General features: G+C 49.8%; 16 protein-coding genes. All 16 read right to left on the bottom strand.

The window, feature by feature from the left end; translation table 11 throughout:
- Positions 1-152: 152 nt before the first annotated feature.
- Positions 153-473: a DUF1292 domain-containing protein gene (locus tag WKT10_RS13990; protein ID WP_066543967.1), complete on the bottom strand. Its 321-nt coding sequence runs from the start codon at positions 471-473 to the stop codon at positions 153-155.
- A 328-nt stretch (positions 474-801) separates the two neighbouring features.
- Positions 802-1,362: a cob(I)yrinic acid a,c-diamide adenosyltransferase gene (locus WKT10_RS13985; RefSeq protein WP_340277856.1), complete on the bottom strand. Its 561-nt coding sequence runs from the start codon at positions 1,360-1,362 to the stop codon at positions 802-804.
- Positions 1,332-3,248, bottom strand: coding sequence for an ATP-dependent helicase (locus WKT10_RS13980; protein ID WP_081422821.1), 1,917 nt, complete (start codon positions 3,246-3,248; stop codon positions 1,332-1,334). Before WKT10_RS13980 ends, WKT10_RS13985 begins: the two co-directional genes overlap by 31 nt.
- Before the next feature lies 1 nt (position 3,249).
- A complete protein-coding gene (gltX, locus tag WKT10_RS13975) occupies positions 3,250-4,698 on the bottom strand; it encodes a glutamate--tRNA ligase (RefSeq protein WP_066543965.1) in 1,449 nt (482 codons plus the stop codon).
- Positions 4,699-4,789: 91 nt separating this feature from the next.
- Positions 4,790-6,883, bottom strand: a complete 2,094-nt coding sequence (locus tag WKT10_RS13970; RefSeq protein ID WP_066543963.1) for a polyribonucleotide nucleotidyltransferase — start codon at positions 6,881-6,883, stop codon at positions 4,790-4,792.
- A 193-nt stretch (positions 6,884-7,076) separates the two neighbouring features.
- Positions 7,077-7,343 carry a 30S ribosomal protein S15 gene (gene rpsO, locus WKT10_RS13965; protein ID WP_066543962.1) on the bottom strand — a complete coding sequence of 89 codons (267 nt, stop codon included), beginning with the start codon at positions 7,341-7,343 and terminating at the stop codon, positions 7,077-7,079.
- Between the two features lie 140 nt (positions 7,344-7,483).
- Complete coding sequence (locus WKT10_RS13960) at positions 7,484-8,425, bottom strand: bifunctional riboflavin kinase/FAD synthetase (RefSeq protein ID WP_340277853.1); 942 nt, start codon at positions 8,423-8,425, stop codon at positions 7,484-7,486.
- Positions 8,422-9,378, bottom strand: a complete 957-nt coding sequence (gene truB, locus WKT10_RS13955; RefSeq protein ID WP_340277852.1) for a tRNA pseudouridine(55) synthase TruB — start codon at positions 9,376-9,378, stop codon at positions 8,422-8,424. Before truB ends, WKT10_RS13960 begins: the two co-directional genes overlap by 4 nt.
- Positions 9,379-10,347, bottom strand: a complete 969-nt coding sequence (locus WKT10_RS13950; protein ID WP_066543955.1) for a DHH family phosphoesterase — start codon at positions 10,345-10,347, stop codon at positions 9,379-9,381. It lies immediately after the preceding gene.
- Positions 10,348-10,728 carry a 30S ribosome-binding factor RbfA gene (rbfA, locus tag WKT10_RS13945; RefSeq protein ID WP_066543953.1) on the bottom strand — a complete coding sequence of 127 codons (381 nt, stop codon included), beginning with the start codon at positions 10,726-10,728 and terminating at the stop codon, positions 10,348-10,350.
- A 39-nt stretch (positions 10,729-10,767) separates the two neighbouring features.
- Entirely contained in the window at positions 10,768-13,635 is a 2,868-nt protein-coding gene (gene infB / locus WKT10_RS13940) for a translation initiation factor IF-2 (RefSeq protein ID WP_340277849.1), read from the bottom strand.
- Positions 13,622-13,987, bottom strand: a complete 366-nt coding sequence (locus tag WKT10_RS13935; RefSeq protein WP_407408316.1) for a L7Ae/L30e/S12e/Gadd45 family ribosomal protein — start codon at positions 13,985-13,987, stop codon at positions 13,622-13,624. Before WKT10_RS13935 ends, infB begins: the two co-directional genes overlap by 14 nt.
- The gene (gene rnpM, locus WKT10_RS13930; RefSeq protein ID WP_066543949.1) at positions 13,944-14,219 is read right to left on the bottom strand and encodes an RNase P modulator RnpM; all 276 of its coding nucleotides are present in this window, start codon (positions 14,217-14,219) and stop codon (positions 13,944-13,946) included. Before rnpM ends, WKT10_RS13935 begins: the two co-directional genes overlap by 44 nt.
- A gap of 17 nt (positions 14,220-14,236) precedes the next feature.
- Complete coding sequence (gene nusA / locus WKT10_RS13925) at positions 14,237-15,421, bottom strand: transcription termination factor NusA (RefSeq protein ID WP_340277847.1); 1,185 nt, start codon at positions 15,419-15,421, stop codon at positions 14,237-14,239.
- A gap of 21 nt (positions 15,422-15,442) precedes the next feature.
- Positions 15,443-15,910, bottom strand: coding sequence for a ribosome maturation factor RimP (rimP, locus tag WKT10_RS13920; protein ID WP_066543945.1), 468 nt, complete (start codon positions 15,908-15,910; stop codon positions 15,443-15,445).
- A gap of 163 nt (positions 15,911-16,073) precedes the next feature.
- A complete protein-coding gene (gene nagA / locus WKT10_RS13915; protein ID WP_340277845.1) occupies positions 16,074-17,213 on the bottom strand; it encodes an N-acetylglucosamine-6-phosphate deacetylase in 1,140 nt (379 codons plus the stop codon).
- Positions 17,214-17,356: the final 143 nt, after the last annotated feature.

Genomic DNA, 17,356 nt, shown 5'->3' with positions numbered 1-17,356 from the left:
AACAGGGCATTTCTACGTTTTCACATAAGTTTCACAGGTTCAGACAGCCATTTTCCTCATCACCATAACAAAAAAGACTGTCCGGCCGTTTTGTTCAGCCAGGACAGTCTTTTAAATCCGTTGCTATGAAACTTTAACTTCAGGAAAGGAGCCTATTCTACCTCGTCCTCTCCTACCAGCTCATCGTACTCCTGATCGTCTAACATCTCGTCAAAAGCATCTGCTACGATCTCGTACTCATCATCGTCCTCGATGTTGTCCAGAACAGGAGTTCCGTCCTCTGTCTCGCTGTAGCGGTACAGGTATACTTCGCCTTCCTCAGAGTCCTCTCCCTCCATAGGAAGAAGAGCAATATAATCCCTCTCGCCTGCTGTAAAAATTGTAAGAACGACACATTCCACCTCGGTGTCATCATCCAGGGTAAGGGTAACTGTCATTTCCTCTTCTTCATTTAAATTCTTCTCGTCTGCCATATTGGGTTTCCTTTCTCAGATATGATCTGTTTACCACTTACAATGTATCAGAGTCTGGAAAAAATTGCAAGAGGTTCTTAAGCGGAGAGCGCGCATTTTACAGCGCTCTTTTGTGTTTGGTGATCAGAGTTTCGGTTTCCGGCTATAAGAAAACCTAAGGGGCTAAAATTTTTCTAAAAGCAAGAGCCATATCGAAAACTCGCTGCGCTCAGACAAGTTTGATATGGCTCTTAACGAAAAATTCGATCCCCAAAGGTTTTCTAACAGCCTCCAAAGTCACCCTGAGCACCAGACACAAAGGCACACTAAAATGCGCGCTCTACGGTTCCTAATATTCTATCCCCTCCCGCGCCCCGATTCCTCTTTCATAGGGGTGGCGACGCAGGGCCATTTCTGTTACATAGTCGGCTGCATTTAAAAGTGCTTCTGAGGGGCCGCGTCCTGTGAGGATGACCTCCAAAGAAGCTGGACGGGTTCTTAAAAGCTCCAAGAGGCGTTCTTCGCAGATAAAGCCCTGGCGGCAGGCGCCGATGGCTTCGTCCATTACCAGAAGGTCAAAGGCAGGTATTCCGTTTTCATCCGTTTCCAGGGCCATTTTCCAGGCTTTTTCCATCTGTTCGGAATAATAGACAGCCGCTTTCTCTTTCTGCTCCGGCGTCATGTTCCATGAAAAACCGAAGGAGCGCACACAGGGAAGCACATGGATTTCGGGAATGTTCTGAAGGGCATTTACCTCCCCGGAGTCATCTGTCTTTAACAGGCGCAGCACCAGTACGCGAAAGCCTCTGCCCGCAGCCCGGATGGCGGCTCCTATGGCGGCTGTGGTCTTTCCTTTTCCATCGCCGCAGTAAATATGGATCAAACCGGTTCTCTCATTTTTATTTTCCATTCAAATCCTCGTTTCTGGTTTCTTTCCTTCTCCGCTTCCCGTCTCGTCTCAGAATGTGTATCCAGAAGCCCTGTTTCCTCCACAAACCGCGATACAGTCTGCTTTTTATGAAACCTCTCGTTTACATAAAAGATATGAAGCCGGTCCTTTGCACGGGTCATAGCTACATAGAACATTCTCCGTTCTTCTTCCAGATCCGCATCCAGCACTGCCTTGTGATGGGGCGTAACGCCTTCATTTGCGTCCAGAATATACACAACCTTAAATTCCAGTCCCTTAGAGCTGTGCATAGTCATTAGGCTGACTCCCTCGCCCCTGGCTTCTCGGTCTGCTGCCTGACGGAGCAGCTCTTCTTTATATTCTTCCATGTGAGCAGACCAGGCGTCCCATGTCTTAAAGCCTCCGGCGCTTTCCTGAAGGGCGTCCAGCACTTCAAAGAATTCCTCTGGTTTTAACCGCCGCTCCTGAGCATATTCACGGATATAATCATCGTATCCAATGGCCTTGCGTATATAGTTTACCGCACCGGCCGGCGCCATATCCGCAAGCATGGAAAGATCGTATTCCAGCTGTTCAATCCGGTCCAGCATCCAGTTTTTATCCTGATAAAAAGATTTTACCTGCTCCCAGCTGATCCTGCTGCCTTCCAGCGCATCCCTGCTGATATACCGGGCCGGGCGGTTGATAAAGGTCATCACGTTGGCACGGCTCAAATCGCCCCTGGCTGCTTTTATGTAGGAAAACAGGTTCTTTGCAATCCAGTGTTCGTAGAGATTGGGGACTGTATCCCGCATATGAAAAGGGATATTGTACTCCATGAGCTTTTCGATCAGAAGTCTTGGCCCCAGGTTGGTGCGGTACAAAACGGCAATCTCTTCGTATGGAATCCCCATTTGGGCATAGTCCCGCAGCTGGGACACGATTGCCAGCGTTTCATTTACCGGATCCGGCCACAGACAGATGTCCACCGGCCGCCCTGTTCCTCTGAGCGCGCAGATTTCCTTTGGAAAACGGGTCTTATTATTGCTGATAACCTTTCCGGCGCTTTCCGTAATCGTGCTGACTGAGCGGTAATTGATATCTAAAAGGATCCGCTCCGCTTCGGGATAATCCTTCTCAAAGCCCAGCATCAGCTCCGGCCTTGCACCCCTGAAGCGGTAGATCGACTGATCGTCATCTCCTACAATAAAGAGGTTATTCTGAGGAAGAGCCAGCATTTTTACGATTTCGTACTGAACGCGGTTGATGTCCTGAAACTCATCAATGAGAATATACTGATACTTCTTCTGCCAGGCAGTAAGGATATCCGGCCGGGCCTTAAAAAGCTCATAGCACATGGACAGCATATCGTCAAAATCCAGGAGCTTTTCCCGCCGCATCTGATCCTCATAGCCCTCATACAGTGCCTTAAAAACCTCTTCGGAACAGCTTTTGGGATAATAATGCGCAAGAGGCATCATTTCTCCCTTTACCATGCTGATCTCGCTTAAAACGGATGCCGTAAATTCTGCCGGATCCTCCAGATCCAACTGCATACGCTCTGCCTGCTCTCTGATAAAACGGATCCTCTGCTCTTCCCTTACGATATTTGAAGCCTGATACCCGTAAGCCAGCTTTAAAATCAGGAAAAACACGGAATGAAAGGTGCCAAAGGCCACTCTGGAACCCTGGCCCGTCATTTTCTCATACCGTTCCTTCATTTCTCTAGCGGCTGCCCTGGTAAAGGTAATCACCAGAATGCTCCCAGCCTGGACACCGTATTTTTCCGTTAAATAACGGACCCGGTTGGTGATGACCGTAGTCTTCCCCGAACCGGGTCCTGCAAGTACAAGAGCCGGTCCGTCTTTGTGGCGGATGGCCCTTTTCTGTGCTTCGCTGAATGACATTTTATGCCTCCAGCAGTTCAATGCCCCTGCGGATGCGGGCTAATGACTCCTCTTTGCCAAGAACCTCCATAATCTCGGTGGCTCCTGCAGGCGTCATCTGCTTTCCGGATACAGCAGTGCGGATAGGCCACATAACAAAACCTGTCTTTACGCCTGCATCGCTGACATATTTGGACAAAAGCTCGTAAAGCCCGTCATTGGAGTAATCCTCCTGTGCCTCTAAAAGGGGAAGAACATCCTTTAATACCTGAAGGGATGTTTCGCTGTTTGTCTTCATCTTCTTATGAGTATACATAGCTGTGTCATACTCAGGAAGAGTTTCAAAGAAATCAATATGGCCTTCGATATCGGGGAATACCTCGATTCTTGTCTTTACCATGGCAGCGATCTTTTTCAGATCCAGATCCTTTTTGATCACTCTGCGGATATAGGGCTCTGCCATCTCATAGAAACGGTCAAAGTCCATGGACTTAATGTATTCGCCGTTCATCCAGCGCAGCTTTGTCATATCAAATACAGCCGGTGACTTGCTCATACGGCGGTAATCGAACTCCCGGATCATATCCTCCAGGGAGAAAATCTCCTGATTTCCCTCAGGGGACCAGCCAAGCAGAGCTACATAGTTTACCACAGCCTCTGATACAAAGCCCTGATCGATGAGATCCTCAAAGGAGGAATGGCCGCTGCGCTTGCTGAGTTTATGATGGTTCTCATCCGTGATCAACGGACAGTGAACGTATACCGGAACCTCCCAGCCAAAAGCGTCATAGAGACGATTGTACTTTGGTGAGGAGGAAAGGTACTCATTTCCGCGGACTACATGGGTAATTCCCATCAGATGATCGTCTACTACATTGGCAAAATTGTAGGTGGGATAGCCGTCGGACTTGATCAAAACCATATCATCCAGCTCTGAGTTATCTACAGTAATATCTCCGTAAATCTCATCATGGAAGGTGGTTGTTCCTGTGGTAGGATTGTTCTGGCGGATTACAAATGGCTTTCCGGCTGCCAGATTGGCCTCGATCTCCTCTTTGGACAGGTGAAGGCAATGCTTGTCATAAGACATGATCTCCTCGCCGTTTACATTCGTTCTCAGAGATTCCAGACGCTCCGGAGTACAGAAGCAGTAATAAGCCTCTCCCTTTTCAACCAGCTTCTTTGCATACTCCATATAGATGCCGGAGGCCTGGCGCTCACTCTGTACATAAGGGCCGCAGCCGCCGTCCTTGTCGGGACCTTCATCGTGGATCAGGCCGGTTTCTGCCATGGTGCGGTAGATAATGTCTACAGCTCCTTCTACATAGCGTTCCTGGTCTGTATCTTCAATTCTTAAAAGAAAATCTCCGCCCTCATGCTTTGCGATCAGATAGGCGTAAAGCGCTGTTCTCAAATTTCCTACATGCATACGGCCTGTAGGGCTGGGTGCATACCTTGTTCTTACTTTCATGGTCTGTTCCTCCCGTTATTTTATTAGCAATCATTCATTTTTCTGCAAAAGGCAATGCCTCCGGGAAGCACTGCCTTTTTACGGTCCATCTTTATTCTGCCAGATCGCTTGGTCTCATGGTCAGGTTAATACGGCCCATTTTATCTACTTCTGTTACCTTTACAGTAACCTCGTCTCCGATATTTACCACATCTTCAACCTTGCCCACTCTCTTATCGGACAGCTTGGAAATGTGCACCATACCGTCCTTATTGGGAGCCAGCTGTACAAAGGCGCCGAAGTTCATGATGCGTACAACCTTGCCTGTAAATACCATACCGGCCTCAATGTCCGTTACAATGCTGGTGATGATAGCAATGGCACGGTCGATCATAGCCTCATCCGTACCGCATACATTTACAGAACCCTCATCGGAAATGTCAATCTTAACGCCGGTTTCCTCGATGATCTTGTTGATTACCTTGCCCTGCTTTCCTACCACATCACCGATCTTCTGAGGATCAATGGTGATCTGCTTGATCTTTGGAGCATATGGGCTTAAATGCTTTCTCGGCTCAGAAATCACAGGCTTCATCACTTCCTCCAGAATGTACATTCTGGCCTGTCTTGTTCTGGCAATGGCCTCCTCGATAATGGGGCGTGTAAGGCCGTGGATCTTAATATCCATCTGGATGGCTGTGATACCGTTCTTTGTACCGCCTACCTTAAAGTCCATATCGCCGAAGAAGTCCTCCAGACCCTGGATATCGGTGAGAACGATATAATCATCATCGGTCTCGCCTGTTACCAGACCGCAGGAAATACCCGCTACCATCTCCTTAATCGGTACGCCTGCTGCCATTAAGGACAGAGTAGACGCACAGATACTTGCCTGAGAGGTGGAACCATTGGACTCCATGGTCTCAGATACGGTACGGATCGCATATGGGAACTCTTCCTCGCTTGGAAGCACAGGAACCAGTGCCTTCTCAGCCAGAGCGCCGTGTCCGATTTCTCTTCTGCCCGGTCCTCTGCTTGGCTTTGTCTCACCTACAGAAAAGGAGGGGAAGTTATAATGATGCATATAACGCTTGCTTGTCTCATTTACATCCATGCCGTCAATCTTCTGAGCCTCAGATAAAGGCGCCAGGGTGCAGGCATTTAAGATTTGAGTCTGACCGCGGGTGAACATACCGGAACCGTGTACTCTGGGCAGAAGATCGATCTCAGCTGCCAGCGGACGGATCTGATCGATGGCACGGCCGTCGGGACGCTTGTGATCCTTTAAGATCATCTTGCGGACGGTCTTTTTCTCATACTGGTAAATGGCGTCTCCTACTAAAGGCAGCCACTCTTCATTTTCTGCAAATGCCTCTTCCAGACGGGCTGTGATGGCATCCATGTTCTTGTCACGGGTCTGCTTGTCATCCGTAAATACAGCCTCTTCCATCTCCTGAGGCGGAACCAGCTCGCGGATGGCAGCAAAAAGCTCCTCCGGTACGGCACAGCTCTCGTATGTGTGCTTTTCCTTTCCGCACTCTGCCACAATGGTATCAATAAAGCGGATAATCTCCTGATTTACCTCATGGGCCTTGAAAATAGCGTCGATCACTGTCTGCTCGGGAACCTCATTGGCGCCGGCCTCGATCATGATCACCTTTTCTCTGGTAGATGCTACGGTCAGAGCCAGGTCGGATACGCGCTTCTGGTCAGCAGTTGGGTTAATGATAAATTCGCCGTCGATCAAGCCTACCTGAGTCGTTGCGCAGGGGCCGTCAAAGGGAATATCGGAAATGCTGGTTGCAATGGCAGAACCCAGCATGGCAGTCAGCTCAGGGCTGCACTCCGGATCTACAGACATAACTACGTTGTCCAGAGTTACGTCATTGCGGTAGTCCTTCGGAAACAGAGGGCGCATGGGGCGGTCGATCACACGGGAGGTCAGAATGGCATTTTCAGAAGCCTTTCCCTCTCTCTTATTAAATCCACCCGGAATTTTGCCTACTGCGTAAAGCTTCTCCTCATATTCTACGCTTAAAGGGAAGAAATCAATGCCCTCTCTGGGCTTTGAGGATGCAGTTGCGGTAGAAAGAACAACGGTATCGCCGTAATGCATAAATGCAGCGCCGTTTGCCTGAGCTGCTACTCTGCCGATCTCTACGGTCAGCTTACGGCCAGCCAGATCCATACTGAAACTTTTAAACATGGTTTGTCTCCTTTTCTTTTTTAATGCCAACGCCAGGTCTTATCACAGGTGCAGAAAGACGCCGAAACTACTGATCTGGGCCAAAGAATCCTTTGGAACACATCAGCAATCCCGGAGTGAACCTTCTGCGTCCAATCCTGTTTTCTGGTGTAAAACAGGGTGGAACTTGCGCTCCACCCTGATGTTTCATGAATTACTTTCTGATGCCCAGCTTCTCGATCAGTGCACGATAGCCTTCCAGATCTGTCTTCTTTAAGTAGTCCAGAAGACCTCTTCTCTGACCAACCATCATCAGCAGACCGCGTCTGGAATGATGATCCTTTGGATTCTGCTGCAGATGTGCTGTCAGCTCTGTGATTCTCTCTGTGAGGATAGCGATCTGAACCTCTGGTGAACCTGTGTCTCCAGCCTTACGGCCGTACTCTGCGATAATCTGTGCCTTCTTTTCCTTAGAAATCATGGTAATTTCCTCCTGTTAAAATAATTTTACTGAATCTAACCGTAAACCAGGCTGCCGGCTGGAGTCACCGGACAACGGGGCATCGGCGTCTGTTCATACCGATTTAGTATAGCATAGGGTGCGGGGATTGTAAACTCTTTTTATTTGAATTTTTTCTCAAAAAATCCCGCCGCAGCCTCCTTATCCCGGCTGATCTGCTCCTTTAGTTCTTCCAGAGAATCAAATTTTCGTTCTCCTCTGATAAAATCCAAAAGCTGCACTTCTATGGTGCTTCCGTAAATATCCCGGTCCAGACCCATGATATATGTCTCGGCTCCGGGGGGATTGTTGCCCTCTACCGTGGGCTTTTTCCCAATATTTGTAACTCCCTGATAATAGACACCATCAACCAGAACTCTCGAAACGTAAACGCCGTACCTGGGAAGGCGCTTAATGGCGGGAGGGATCAGATTGGCGGTTGGAAATCCCAGAACCGCGCCTCCGATATGATTCCCGTGAACCACCTTCCCATGGATGGCATAGGGTTCTCCCAAAAGCTCATTGGCCTTGGCTACGTTTCCGCAGGCCAGCTCCTCCCGGATGTAGGTGCTGCTTATATCCCTGTGCCGGTCTTCATCCTGCTCTTTTTCAATGACATAAAGGCTGTAGCCGCAGGAGGCTGCCAGCTTTCTTAAAAGCTCTGCATTCCCTGCTCCCTGATAGCCGAAGCTGCAGTCCGGGCCTACTACAATGGCAGCCGCCTTCATCCGGCCGGACAGGATCTGAACAACAAAATCCTCCGGGGCCATTCGCCGCACCTGATCGTCAAATGGATATTCCACCAGATAATCAATATCCATCTTTTCCATGTTTCGTCGGCGCTCCAGGCTGGTAGTGATCACCGTTTCCGGCTCTCCCTTCATCACAACTGCAGGTGCAATGGAAAAAGTGAAAATGGCTGTAGCCCAGCCTGTTTTGCCTTTTAAATCCTTCATGGCACGCAGAAGCTTCTGATGGCCCCGGTGCCTGCCGTCAAATTTCCCCAGTGTTACGATGGTAGGTTCTGTGATCTGAAACTCTGTGGTATCTGCGATGTATTTCATGGTCTGGCTGCCCCCTTAAAGGTATCCGGATCCAGGTCAAACATTTTCCAGGGCTTCCACCAATGTTTTTCTTCCTGATACTGATAAACTCCCTTGAATCTGCCTTCGCTGTTGTAAAACCGGAACCGATCCCCATCTTCCCAGATTTCCGGCGCGCCGTCTCTTAAAAGATCCAGCTGCTGCCTAAAGCAGGGATTTCCATTTTTGAGATTTTTATCTCCTTCCGGCAGAGTATAGACCGCCGGATAAGTCTCCAGCGCCTCCTCCACCGTATAAATTTTCTCCTCAAGGCCATCCATGTCTCTCAGCTGTTCGATCTCATCCAGCTTCAGACTGTCCTCCACTAAAAAACGATCCACTCTTGTCCTGAGAAGATGCTCCATACATCCCCCTGTGCCCAGTTCTCTTCCGATATCGTCGCACAAGGTCCGTATGTAGGTGCCTTTGGAGCAGGTAACCCGGATGGATACTCTGGGAAGCTCCATATTTAAGATGGAAATCTCCAGAATCTGTACTCTTCTGGCCTTCCGCTCCACTTCCTTTCCTGCACGGGCCAGGTCGCAGAGCTTTTTCCCGTCCACCTTTAAGGCGGAATACATGGGGGGGATCTGGTCATAATCTCCCTTAAATCCCAGAATCACTTTCTCTGCCGTCTCCGGATCCAGAGCCAGGGCTTTTTCCCGGTTCTCTGTAAGGATCGTTCCTGTAGTATCCTGCGTATCTGTGGAGCAGCCTAAAAGAAGCACTGCCTCGTAGGTCTTTGTCCGGTCTGCCAGCATATCGCACAGTCTTGTGCCCATTCCTAAACATACCGGAAGCACACCTTCTGCCGCCGGATCCAGCGTTCCGGTGTGGCCGATTTTTTTCTGCTTTAAAATCCCTCTGAGCCGGGCCACCACATCGTGGGATGTGTAGCCCGGCTCCTTATATACATTGATAATCCCGTGGTACATTTATTCCTCCTGAGGGCCGGCTGCATCTAACTGCTTGGCGATGTGGAGCGACAGATTATTGACTACGTCATGGATTCTTCCAGACATGGTACAGCCCGCTGCACGCACATGGCCGCCGCCGCCGAAGTAGGATGCGATCCTGCTTACATCTACCGCATTCTGGGAACGGAGGCTTACCTTAAATTCCTGAGGGCCGGTCTGGTACATGAAAATGGCTACCTCCACGCCTTCGGTAAGACGCAGCTGGTCAATAATGCCGTCCATATCCTTTCCATTTACCCCATAAAACTCCATTTCCGACTGACGCAGAGCACTGAAAATGCATTTTCCGTCCAAAAAGGTAATGCTTTCCAGAAGAGCACGGCCCAGAATCTGGTTCTGGACATAGGTCTTTTTATAAAAGCTGTTATCGATAATAGAGCCGAAGTCAATCCCTTTTGCCATCAGCTTTCCCGCGATTTCCATGGTACGGGCGCTGGTACAGGAGTATTTAAATACTCCTGTATCATGGATCAGGCCTGTATACAGGCACTCGGCCGCAGCTTTATCAATCTTTTCCTCATCCAGCTGTTCAAACAGGACCTCGCAGGTAGAGCTTGCATTTTCAGATACCAGATTTACCTCGCAGAAGCGGGTATTGGTAATATGGTGATCCAGACACAGACTCTTTGACGCATTGGCAAGAAAAACGCCAAAGGATCCCAGCCGTTCTTCATCTCCACAGTCCAGACAGATGCAAAGCTCATAGCGTTCCTCATCTGTTTCATGGAGGATCGCATCATAGCCTGCGAGATATCCAAACTTCGGTGAGCTTTCTTCCAGATATACCGCTGCCCGGATGGCCGGATAATTGGTCTGAATGTAGTGATAAAGTCCCAGAGTCGAACCCAGACAGTCGCCGTCCGGCCTTACATGGCCTAAAATAACGACCGATCCGGTTTGCTCCAGCATCTGTTCCAGAACCGTCATTTACAGTCCCTCCTCATCCTCGTCATGGAGATCCTTTGTCACTTCATCAATCAGTTTTGACATATTTACGCCATATTCAATGGACTGGTCCAGAATAAATTTGATTTCCGGCGTATTGCGCAGGTTCACTCTTCTTGCAAGCTCTCTGCGCACATAGGAAGAGGCGCTGCGAAGGCCCTCAACGGTCGCCTTCGCTGCTTCCTCGTCGCCCAGAACACTGATATATGCCTTGCAGTATTTTAAATCAGGGGTCACTTCCACGGCAACCACACTGGTCATGGGATGGATGCGCGGATCCTTAATTCCGGAGCGGATGATCTCGCTTAATTCCCTCTGAACCTCCATGTTAATCCTTGTGTTCTTGATGCTGTTTTTACGCATTTATATTTCCTTTCCGGTATGCATTACCCGAAACGGCTCTTACCTTGGCACCTCTACCATGGTGTAAGCCTCGATTACGTCATCTTCCTTAAGGTCGTTGAATTTCTCAAATACAAGACCGCACTCATAGCCTGCCGCTACTTCCTTAACGTCATCCTTGAAACGCTTTAAGGATGCTAACGGTCCTTCGTAAATCTGCTCTCCCTCGCGGGTAATACGGCAGCTGCAGCCTCTCTGGAACTTTCCGTCCAGCACATAGGAGCCCGCGATGGTTCCCACGCCGGAAGCCTTGAACAGCTGGCGGATTACCGCATGGCCGATGACCTTTTCTTCAAATACAGGGTCTAACATACCCTTCATAGCTGCCTCTACGTCCTCAATGGCCTGGTAGATAACCCTGTAGAGACGAAGATCTACCTTTTCACGCTCTGCAATGGATTTAGCTGTGGCATCAGGCCGCACATTGAAGCCAATGATGATCGCATTGGAAGCAGATGCCAGAGTTACGTCGGACTCGTTGATCGCACCTACGCCGCCATGGATTACCTTTACCACTACCTCTTCGTTTGAGAGTCTTGTAAGGCTCTGCTTTACAGCTTCTACGGAACCCTGTACGTCTGCCTTGATGATCAGAGGCAGTTCCTTTACGTTTCCTGCCTTGATCTGGCTGAACAGATCGTCCAGAGACAGCTTCGCCTTCGTATCCTCGATGAGCTTGTTCTTGCCCTCGGAAATGAAGGTCTCTGCAAAGCTTCTTGCCTCTTTTTCATTTTCAGTTGCAACAAATACTTCTCCGGCCTGAGGAACGTCATTTAAACCGAGGATCTCAACCGGTGTGGAAGGCCCTGCTTCCTTTACACGGCGTCCTCTGTCGTCCATCATGGCACGGATCTTTCCGTAACAGGAACCGGCGGCAATGGTCTCGCCTACACGAAGGGTTCCCTTCTGTACCAGCACCGTAGCAACAGGACCCTTGCCCTTATCCAGCTCCGCCTCGATCACAAGGCCTCTTCCCTTACGGTTTGGATTTGCCTTTAACTCCAGAACGTCTGCTGTCAGAAGCACCATTTCCAGAAGATCCGTTACGCCCTCTCTGGTATGTGCGGAAACCGGCACGAAAATCGTGCTGCCGCCCCAGTCCTCAGGGATCAGCTCATATTCAGACAGCTCCTGCTTTACTTTATCAATATTGGCGCTTGGCTTATCGATCTTGTTGATGGCAACAATGATCTCAACTCCTGCCGCTTTTGCATGGTTAATGGCCTCTACGGTCTGTGGCATCACGCCGTCGTCTGCCGCTACAACCAGGATAGCGATATCCGTAGACTGAGCGCCTCTCATACGCATGGCGGTAAACGCCTCATGTCCCGGTGTATCAAGGAAGGTGATCTTTCTGTCATTGATCTCGATCACGGAAGCACCGATATGCTGGGTGATGCCGCCTGCCTCTCTTGCAGTTACATTTGTCTTGCGGATCGCATCCAGAAGAGAGGTTTTACCATGGTCAACATGGCCCATAACGCAGACTACAGGAGGTCTAGGAACCATATCTTCCGCCTTCTCCTCGTCTTCCTTTAAGAGTTCTGCGATCACATCTACCTTTTCTTCCTGCTCACAGAGTACATCAAACTCCATTGCAATCTCTTCAGCCTGCTCATAGTCAATTTCCTGGTTTAAGGTAACCATCTGGCCCTTTAAGAACAGCTTCTTTACGATAACAGACGGCTGAAGCTTCATCTTATCTGCCAGCTCCTTGATAGTTAAGCGCTCAGGCAGAGTGATCGTCTTAATATCCTCCACCTTGGCCTCTTCCTTCTTAGGCTGCGGCATAATGAAAGCTCCCTTTCCTGTCTTTGGTGCCTTCTTGCCGTCCTCTTCCCGATCTCTCTTGTCGAAACGGTCATTCTTATGAGCGTTCTTATTGGTCTGACGGGTACTGCTTGGCTTTGTCTGGATCGGGCTGTCAAAGGAAGAAGAACGTCCTGCGTCTCTTCCGTTTCCTCTGCGGCTGTCACGGTTTCCCGTACTTCTGGAATCTCTGTCCTTATCCTGACCAAAACCGCCGCTTCTTCCGTCACGGTTTCCAAAACCGCCCTGACGGCCGTCTCTGTTTCCTCCGAAACCGCCATTTCTTCCGTCACGGTTTCCTTCTCTGTTTCCGAAACCGCCGCTTCTTCCATCGCGGTTCCCTTCTCTGTTTCCGAAGCTGCCGCTTCTTCCATCACGGTTTCCTTCTCTGTTTCCGAAGCTGCCGTTTCTTCCGTCACGGTTTCCTTCTCTGTTTCCGAAGCTGCCGCTTCTTCCGTCACGGTTTCCTTCTCTGTTTCCGAAGCCGCCGCTTCTTCCATCGCGGTTCCCTTCTCTGTTTCCGAAGCCGCCGCTTCTTCCATCACGGCTTCCTTCTCTGTTTCCTCCAAAACCGCCCTGACGGCCGTCTCTTGTATCGCGGACTCTTCCTTCGCCTCTGCCGGCTCCAGTGCGTCCGTCACGGTTCTGGCTGCGCATCTCGCCTCTTGTATCACGGCTGCGGTTCTCTCTTGTCCCGGTTCTCTCCTCAGGCTGAGCCTCTGGTCTCGCTGCTGCAGGAGCCTTTGCTTCGGAAGCTGCTGAGACAGGAGCTTCCTTTTTCGGAGCCTGCTTTGGAACAGGACGCTTTATCTGCTGCTGTGCGTTCTGTGGACGGAATACAGCGGTCAGCTTCTTCTTTGCAGGTTCTGCCTTTGCACCGTTTTCAGAAGCCTTTGGAGCTTCCTTTTTCTGGCTCACTGCCGCCCGCACCATGGCTTCCTGGTCGCCGGATAAGCTGGATGCAGCAAACAGAGAGGCAGACTGATCCTTCTGCTTCACTATATCTAATACCTCTTTACTGGTTTTGCCCAGTTCATTTGCCAGTTCACTTACTTTCATTCAAACTACCTCCATTTACATTCATCAGTGCTGCCATTGACTTTGCGAACCCTGCATCCTCCACAGAGAGAGAAGCGCGAAACTCCTGCCCCATGGCATGACCGAGTTCATCCTTTGTACCAAACAGATAGATCGGGACTTTATAGTGAGCACACATATTTGTGAACATTTTCTTTGTGTTGTCCGAAGCTTCCTCTGATACGATCACCATGCGGGATCTGCCGCTTTTAACGGACTTTTCCGTTGAAAACTCTCCGCTGACCACCTTTCTGGCCCTGGTTGCAAGGCCGATCAGGCTCAGCAGCTTTTTACTGTTTACCAAGTTCTTCCATCTCCTTTTCCAGAGCTTCATATACCTCTTTGGGGATTGCCATTTTAAAGGAGCGTTCCAGCCCGCGGCTCTTTACGGCCTTTTTCAGACATTCCATGGATGGACACAGGTAAGCGCCCCGGCCGTTTTTGCGGCCTGTGGCATCCAACAGGATCTGGTCCTCAGCGGTTTTTATCACTCTTATCATTTCTTTCTTGCTCTTCATCTCACCGCAGCCGATACACTGCCTCAGAGGGATCTTCTTTCCACTCACTCTCTATCACTCCAATCCTACTGTTCGCTGCTCTCTTCCCGGTAGTCATCCTGAGCGGCGTCTTCCCCGGAAGCTTCGTACTCCTCTTCGTTTCCGCAGCCTTCTTCCTCATAAACAGGAGCCGGACCGTCGCCGTACTGTAAGCCCATCTGCTCGAAGAGTCCCATTTCCTTTGCCTGAGTCTCGCTCTTGATATCAATCTTAAAGCCTGTCAGTCTGGCTGCCAGTCTGGCGTTCTGTCCCTCTTTACCGATTGCTAAGGACAGCTGATAGTCAGGCACGATCACCTGAGCCTCTCTTGCCTCTTCATCTGCCACTACGCAGATAACCTTTGCAGGGCTTAAGGCATTTTCGATCAGATAGGCCGGATTTTCGTCCCAGTTGATAATGTCGATCTTTTCGCCCCTCAGCTCATTTACAATGGCATTGACTCTGGCTCCGTTTACACCTACGCATGCGCCTACAGGATCGACCCCGGCCTCGTTGGACTTAACGGCGATTTTTGTACGGGAGCCTGCCTCGCGGGCGATTGCCTTGATCTCTACAGTACCGTCATGAACCTCGGATACTTCCTCCTCAAACAGACGCTTTACCAGATCCGGATGGGTTCTGGATACAGAAATCCTGGGGCCCTTGGTGGTGTCCTTCACCTCAAGGATATATACCTTGATACGCTCTGTGGGACGGAAGGTTTCTCCCTTTACCTGCTCGCTCTCATTTAAAATCGCATCTACTTTGCCCAGATTGATGCTGATGTTTCTGCCCAGGTAACGCTGTACAATACCCGTAGCAACATCCTTTTCCATGCTGTAATAGTCATTGTAAAGGGCCTTGCGCTCCTCCTCACGGATCTTCTGTAAGATTACATTCTTTGCATTCTGTGTGGCAATACGGCCAAACTTCTTGGAATCAAGCGGTACCTGTACCGTATCCCCGATCACATACTTGAGGCTGATCATACGGGCATCTGCCAGACTGATCTCCATAATGGAATCCTCTACCTCTTCCACAACTTCCTTCTCCGCATATACGGCAAAGTCCCCTGTGGTCCGGTTCATCGCCACTCTTACGTTGTCAGCTTTTCCGAAATGATTCTTACAGGCGGTAATAAGGGAATTTTCGATCGCCTCGATCATGGTATCCTTAGAGATATTTTTCTCTTTCTCCAATATCTCCATCGCCTCTAACAGTTCCTTGTTCATGATTATCCTCCTATCTATGCCTTAGAAATCAAACGCCAGCCGGATCAGCGCGATCCCCGCCTTTTCAAATGTCTGGGTACTTCCGTCCTCCATGGACAGAGTCACCGTCTTATCATCATATGCGCTTAAAATACCGGTAAATTCCTTCTGCCGGTCGATGGCCTTGTAAAGACGAACCTCTACTTCCTTGCCCATACTGCGCACATAGTCCTTTTCCTTTTTTAAAGGACGTCCCAGTCCGGGAGAACTTACTTCCAGAATGTAGCTTTCGGAAATAAAATCCTCTTTGTCCAGCCAGTCCCCCAGCTGTCTGCTGATGACCTCACAGTCATCTACGGCAATGCCGCCTTCCTTGTCAATGTACGCCCGCAGATACCAGGTTCCCGCTTCCTTTACATATTCCACGTCTACCAGCTCAAAATGATTCTCTTCCATCAGCGGAAGGAGGAATGCTTCCACTCTGCTCTCATAGCTTTCCTTCTTTGCCATCATTCCACCACCTTTCTTTTCCCTTACAATACGAAAGAGTGGACCGTCGCCCACTCTTATTATCAGTAAAACTATCTGTTATCATTTACACTATACCATCAGACCAGAGGAAATGCAAGCCCTTTTTTGCGAAAACAGCCGTAACTTCCGGTATTTTCTCAGCCTACAGCATCTTCTTTCCCCGGCACCAGGTCTGGATCACATTGTAATCCCCATCAAGTACCGCCAGGTCTGCATCACAGCCTGCTGCGATCCGTCCCTTGGTGCGGTCAGCGCCCAGACAGCGGGCCGGATTTAAGGTGCAGGAATTTATGGCTGCATCCACCGGAACCATGGCATCTTCGATCAGGATCTTAAGCCCCTTATTCATGCTCAGGGTGCTTCCCGCAATAGTAGAAGTACCCTTTAACCGGGCCAGTCCGTCCTCACCGATTTCAATGTCATGGCCTCCTAACTGGTAATTGCCTCCCGGAGGACAATGCTTGGCCCGGAGAGAGTCGCTGACCATAATGGCATAATCGCGCCCTTTAGCCGTAAAGAAATTGTTTAACGCAGCCAGATGGGAATGACAGCCGTCACAGATCACCTCGCCGTAAATATCACGAACCCGAAGCGCCGTTCCCACCAGTCCCGGATTACGGTGATGGTAGGGCGTCATACCGTTGTATACATGAGTCATGGAGGTGGCTCCGTTGGCAATTCCCAAAAGGGCCTTCTCATAGGAAGCAGAGGAATGGCCCATACTTACTGCCACGCCGTTTGAAGCACAGTACCGGGTCAGTCTGTGATCCGGATCATGCTCCGGCGCAAGGGTAATATAGCGTATCAGGCCCTTAGCCGCCTCCTGATACATCTGAAACTGCTCTACAGAAGGCACGGCAATGGCTTCCGGAGGCTGGGCGCCCTTGTAATCCATGTCCAGATAGGGGCCTTCAAAATGGATCCCCAAAATCTGCGCACCCTCGTATCCCTCTTCCACTACCTTTGCCACACTGGCTACCGCAGCCGTAAGAACATCCGGCATCTGGGTCACTGTCGTTGGGAGAATCGAGGTTACGCCCTCCTCCGGGATCCTCCTCATCCACTCTCTAAGCCCCTCCGGTCTGGCGTCGTTTGTATCATATCCGTAAGCACCGTGGGTGTGAATATCAATAAAGCCAGGAAGCACGCGGTTATCCCCGTAATCCTCATCCGCCTCTTTCTCCCCGTAAGGAAGAACCTGGCGGATCACTCCTTCCTCAATCAAAAGCTGTGCTGCCATAAACTGACCTGCAATCCACATCTTTTTTCCCTGAATACGCATCGTTATCTCCTTTTCCGATTGTCTGCCTCAAAATAAGGCGTAAATCTTTCCTGTTATATCAACCGTTAAATGATACCATCAGTATACCACATGAGAATTATTTTTCAAGTTTGTGATATAAACGAAATATTTTTCTTTTGCCA

The sequence above is a fragment of the Enterocloster sp. HCN-30185 genome, from assembly GCF_037890305.1.
GTDB lineage: Bacteria > Bacillota > Clostridia > Lachnospirales > Lachnospiraceae > Enterocloster.
This window is presented reverse-complemented; position numbering and strand designations above follow the sequence as displayed.

Coding starts and splice junctions, on each gene's coding strand:
- truB (WP_340277852.1), bottom strand. CDS start 9,378: ATGTACCACGGGATTATCAATGTATATAAGGAGCCGGGCTACACATCC.
- rpsO (WP_066543962.1), bottom strand. CDS start 7,343: ATGATTTCTAAGGAAAAGAAGGCACAGATTATCGCAGAGTACGGCCGT.
- WKT10_RS13935 (WP_407408316.1), bottom strand. CDS start 13,987: ATGAAGCTCTGGAAAAGGAGATGGAAGAACTTGGTAAACAGTAAAAAG.
- WKT10_RS13970 (WP_066543963.1), bottom strand. CDS start 6,883: ATGTTTAAAAGTTTCAGTATGGATCTGGCTGGCCGTAAGCTGACCGTA.
- rimP (WP_066543945.1), bottom strand. CDS start 15,910: ATGGCAAAGAAGGAAAGCTATGAGAGCAGAGTGGAAGCATTCCTCCTT.
- rbfA (WP_066543953.1), bottom strand. CDS start 10,728: ATGCGTAAAAACAGCATCAAGAACACAAGGATTAACATGGAGGTTCAG.
- WKT10_RS13950 (WP_066543955.1), bottom strand. CDS start 10,347: ATGACGGTTCTGGAACAGATGCTGGAGCAAACCGGATCGGTCGTTATT.
- WKT10_RS13990 (WP_066543967.1), bottom strand. CDS start 473: ATGGCAGACGAGAAGAATTTAAATGAAGAAGAGGAAATGACAGTTACC.
- WKT10_RS13985 (WP_340277856.1), bottom strand. CDS start 1,362: ATGGAAAATAAAAATGAGAGAACCGGTTTGATCCATATTTACTGCGGC.
- gltX (WP_066543965.1), bottom strand. CDS start 4,698: ATGAAAGTAAGAACAAGGTATGCACCCAGCCCTACAGGCCGTATGCAT.
- WKT10_RS13960 (WP_340277853.1), bottom strand. CDS start 8,425: ATGAAATACATCGCAGATACCACAGAGTTTCAGATCACAGAACCTACC.
- nusA (WP_340277847.1), bottom strand. CDS start 15,421: ATGAACAAGGAACTGTTAGAGGCGATGGAGATATTGGAGAAAGAGAAA.
- infB (WP_340277849.1), bottom strand. CDS start 13,635: ATGAAAGTAAGTGAACTGGCAAATGAACTGGGCAAAACCAGTAAAGAG.
- WKT10_RS13980 (WP_081422821.1), bottom strand. CDS start 3,248: ATGTCATTCAGCGAAGCACAGAAAAGGGCCATCCGCCACAAAGACGGA.
- nagA (WP_340277845.1), bottom strand. CDS start 17,213: ATGCGTATTCAGGGAAAAAAGATGTGGATTGCAGGTCAGTTTATGGCA.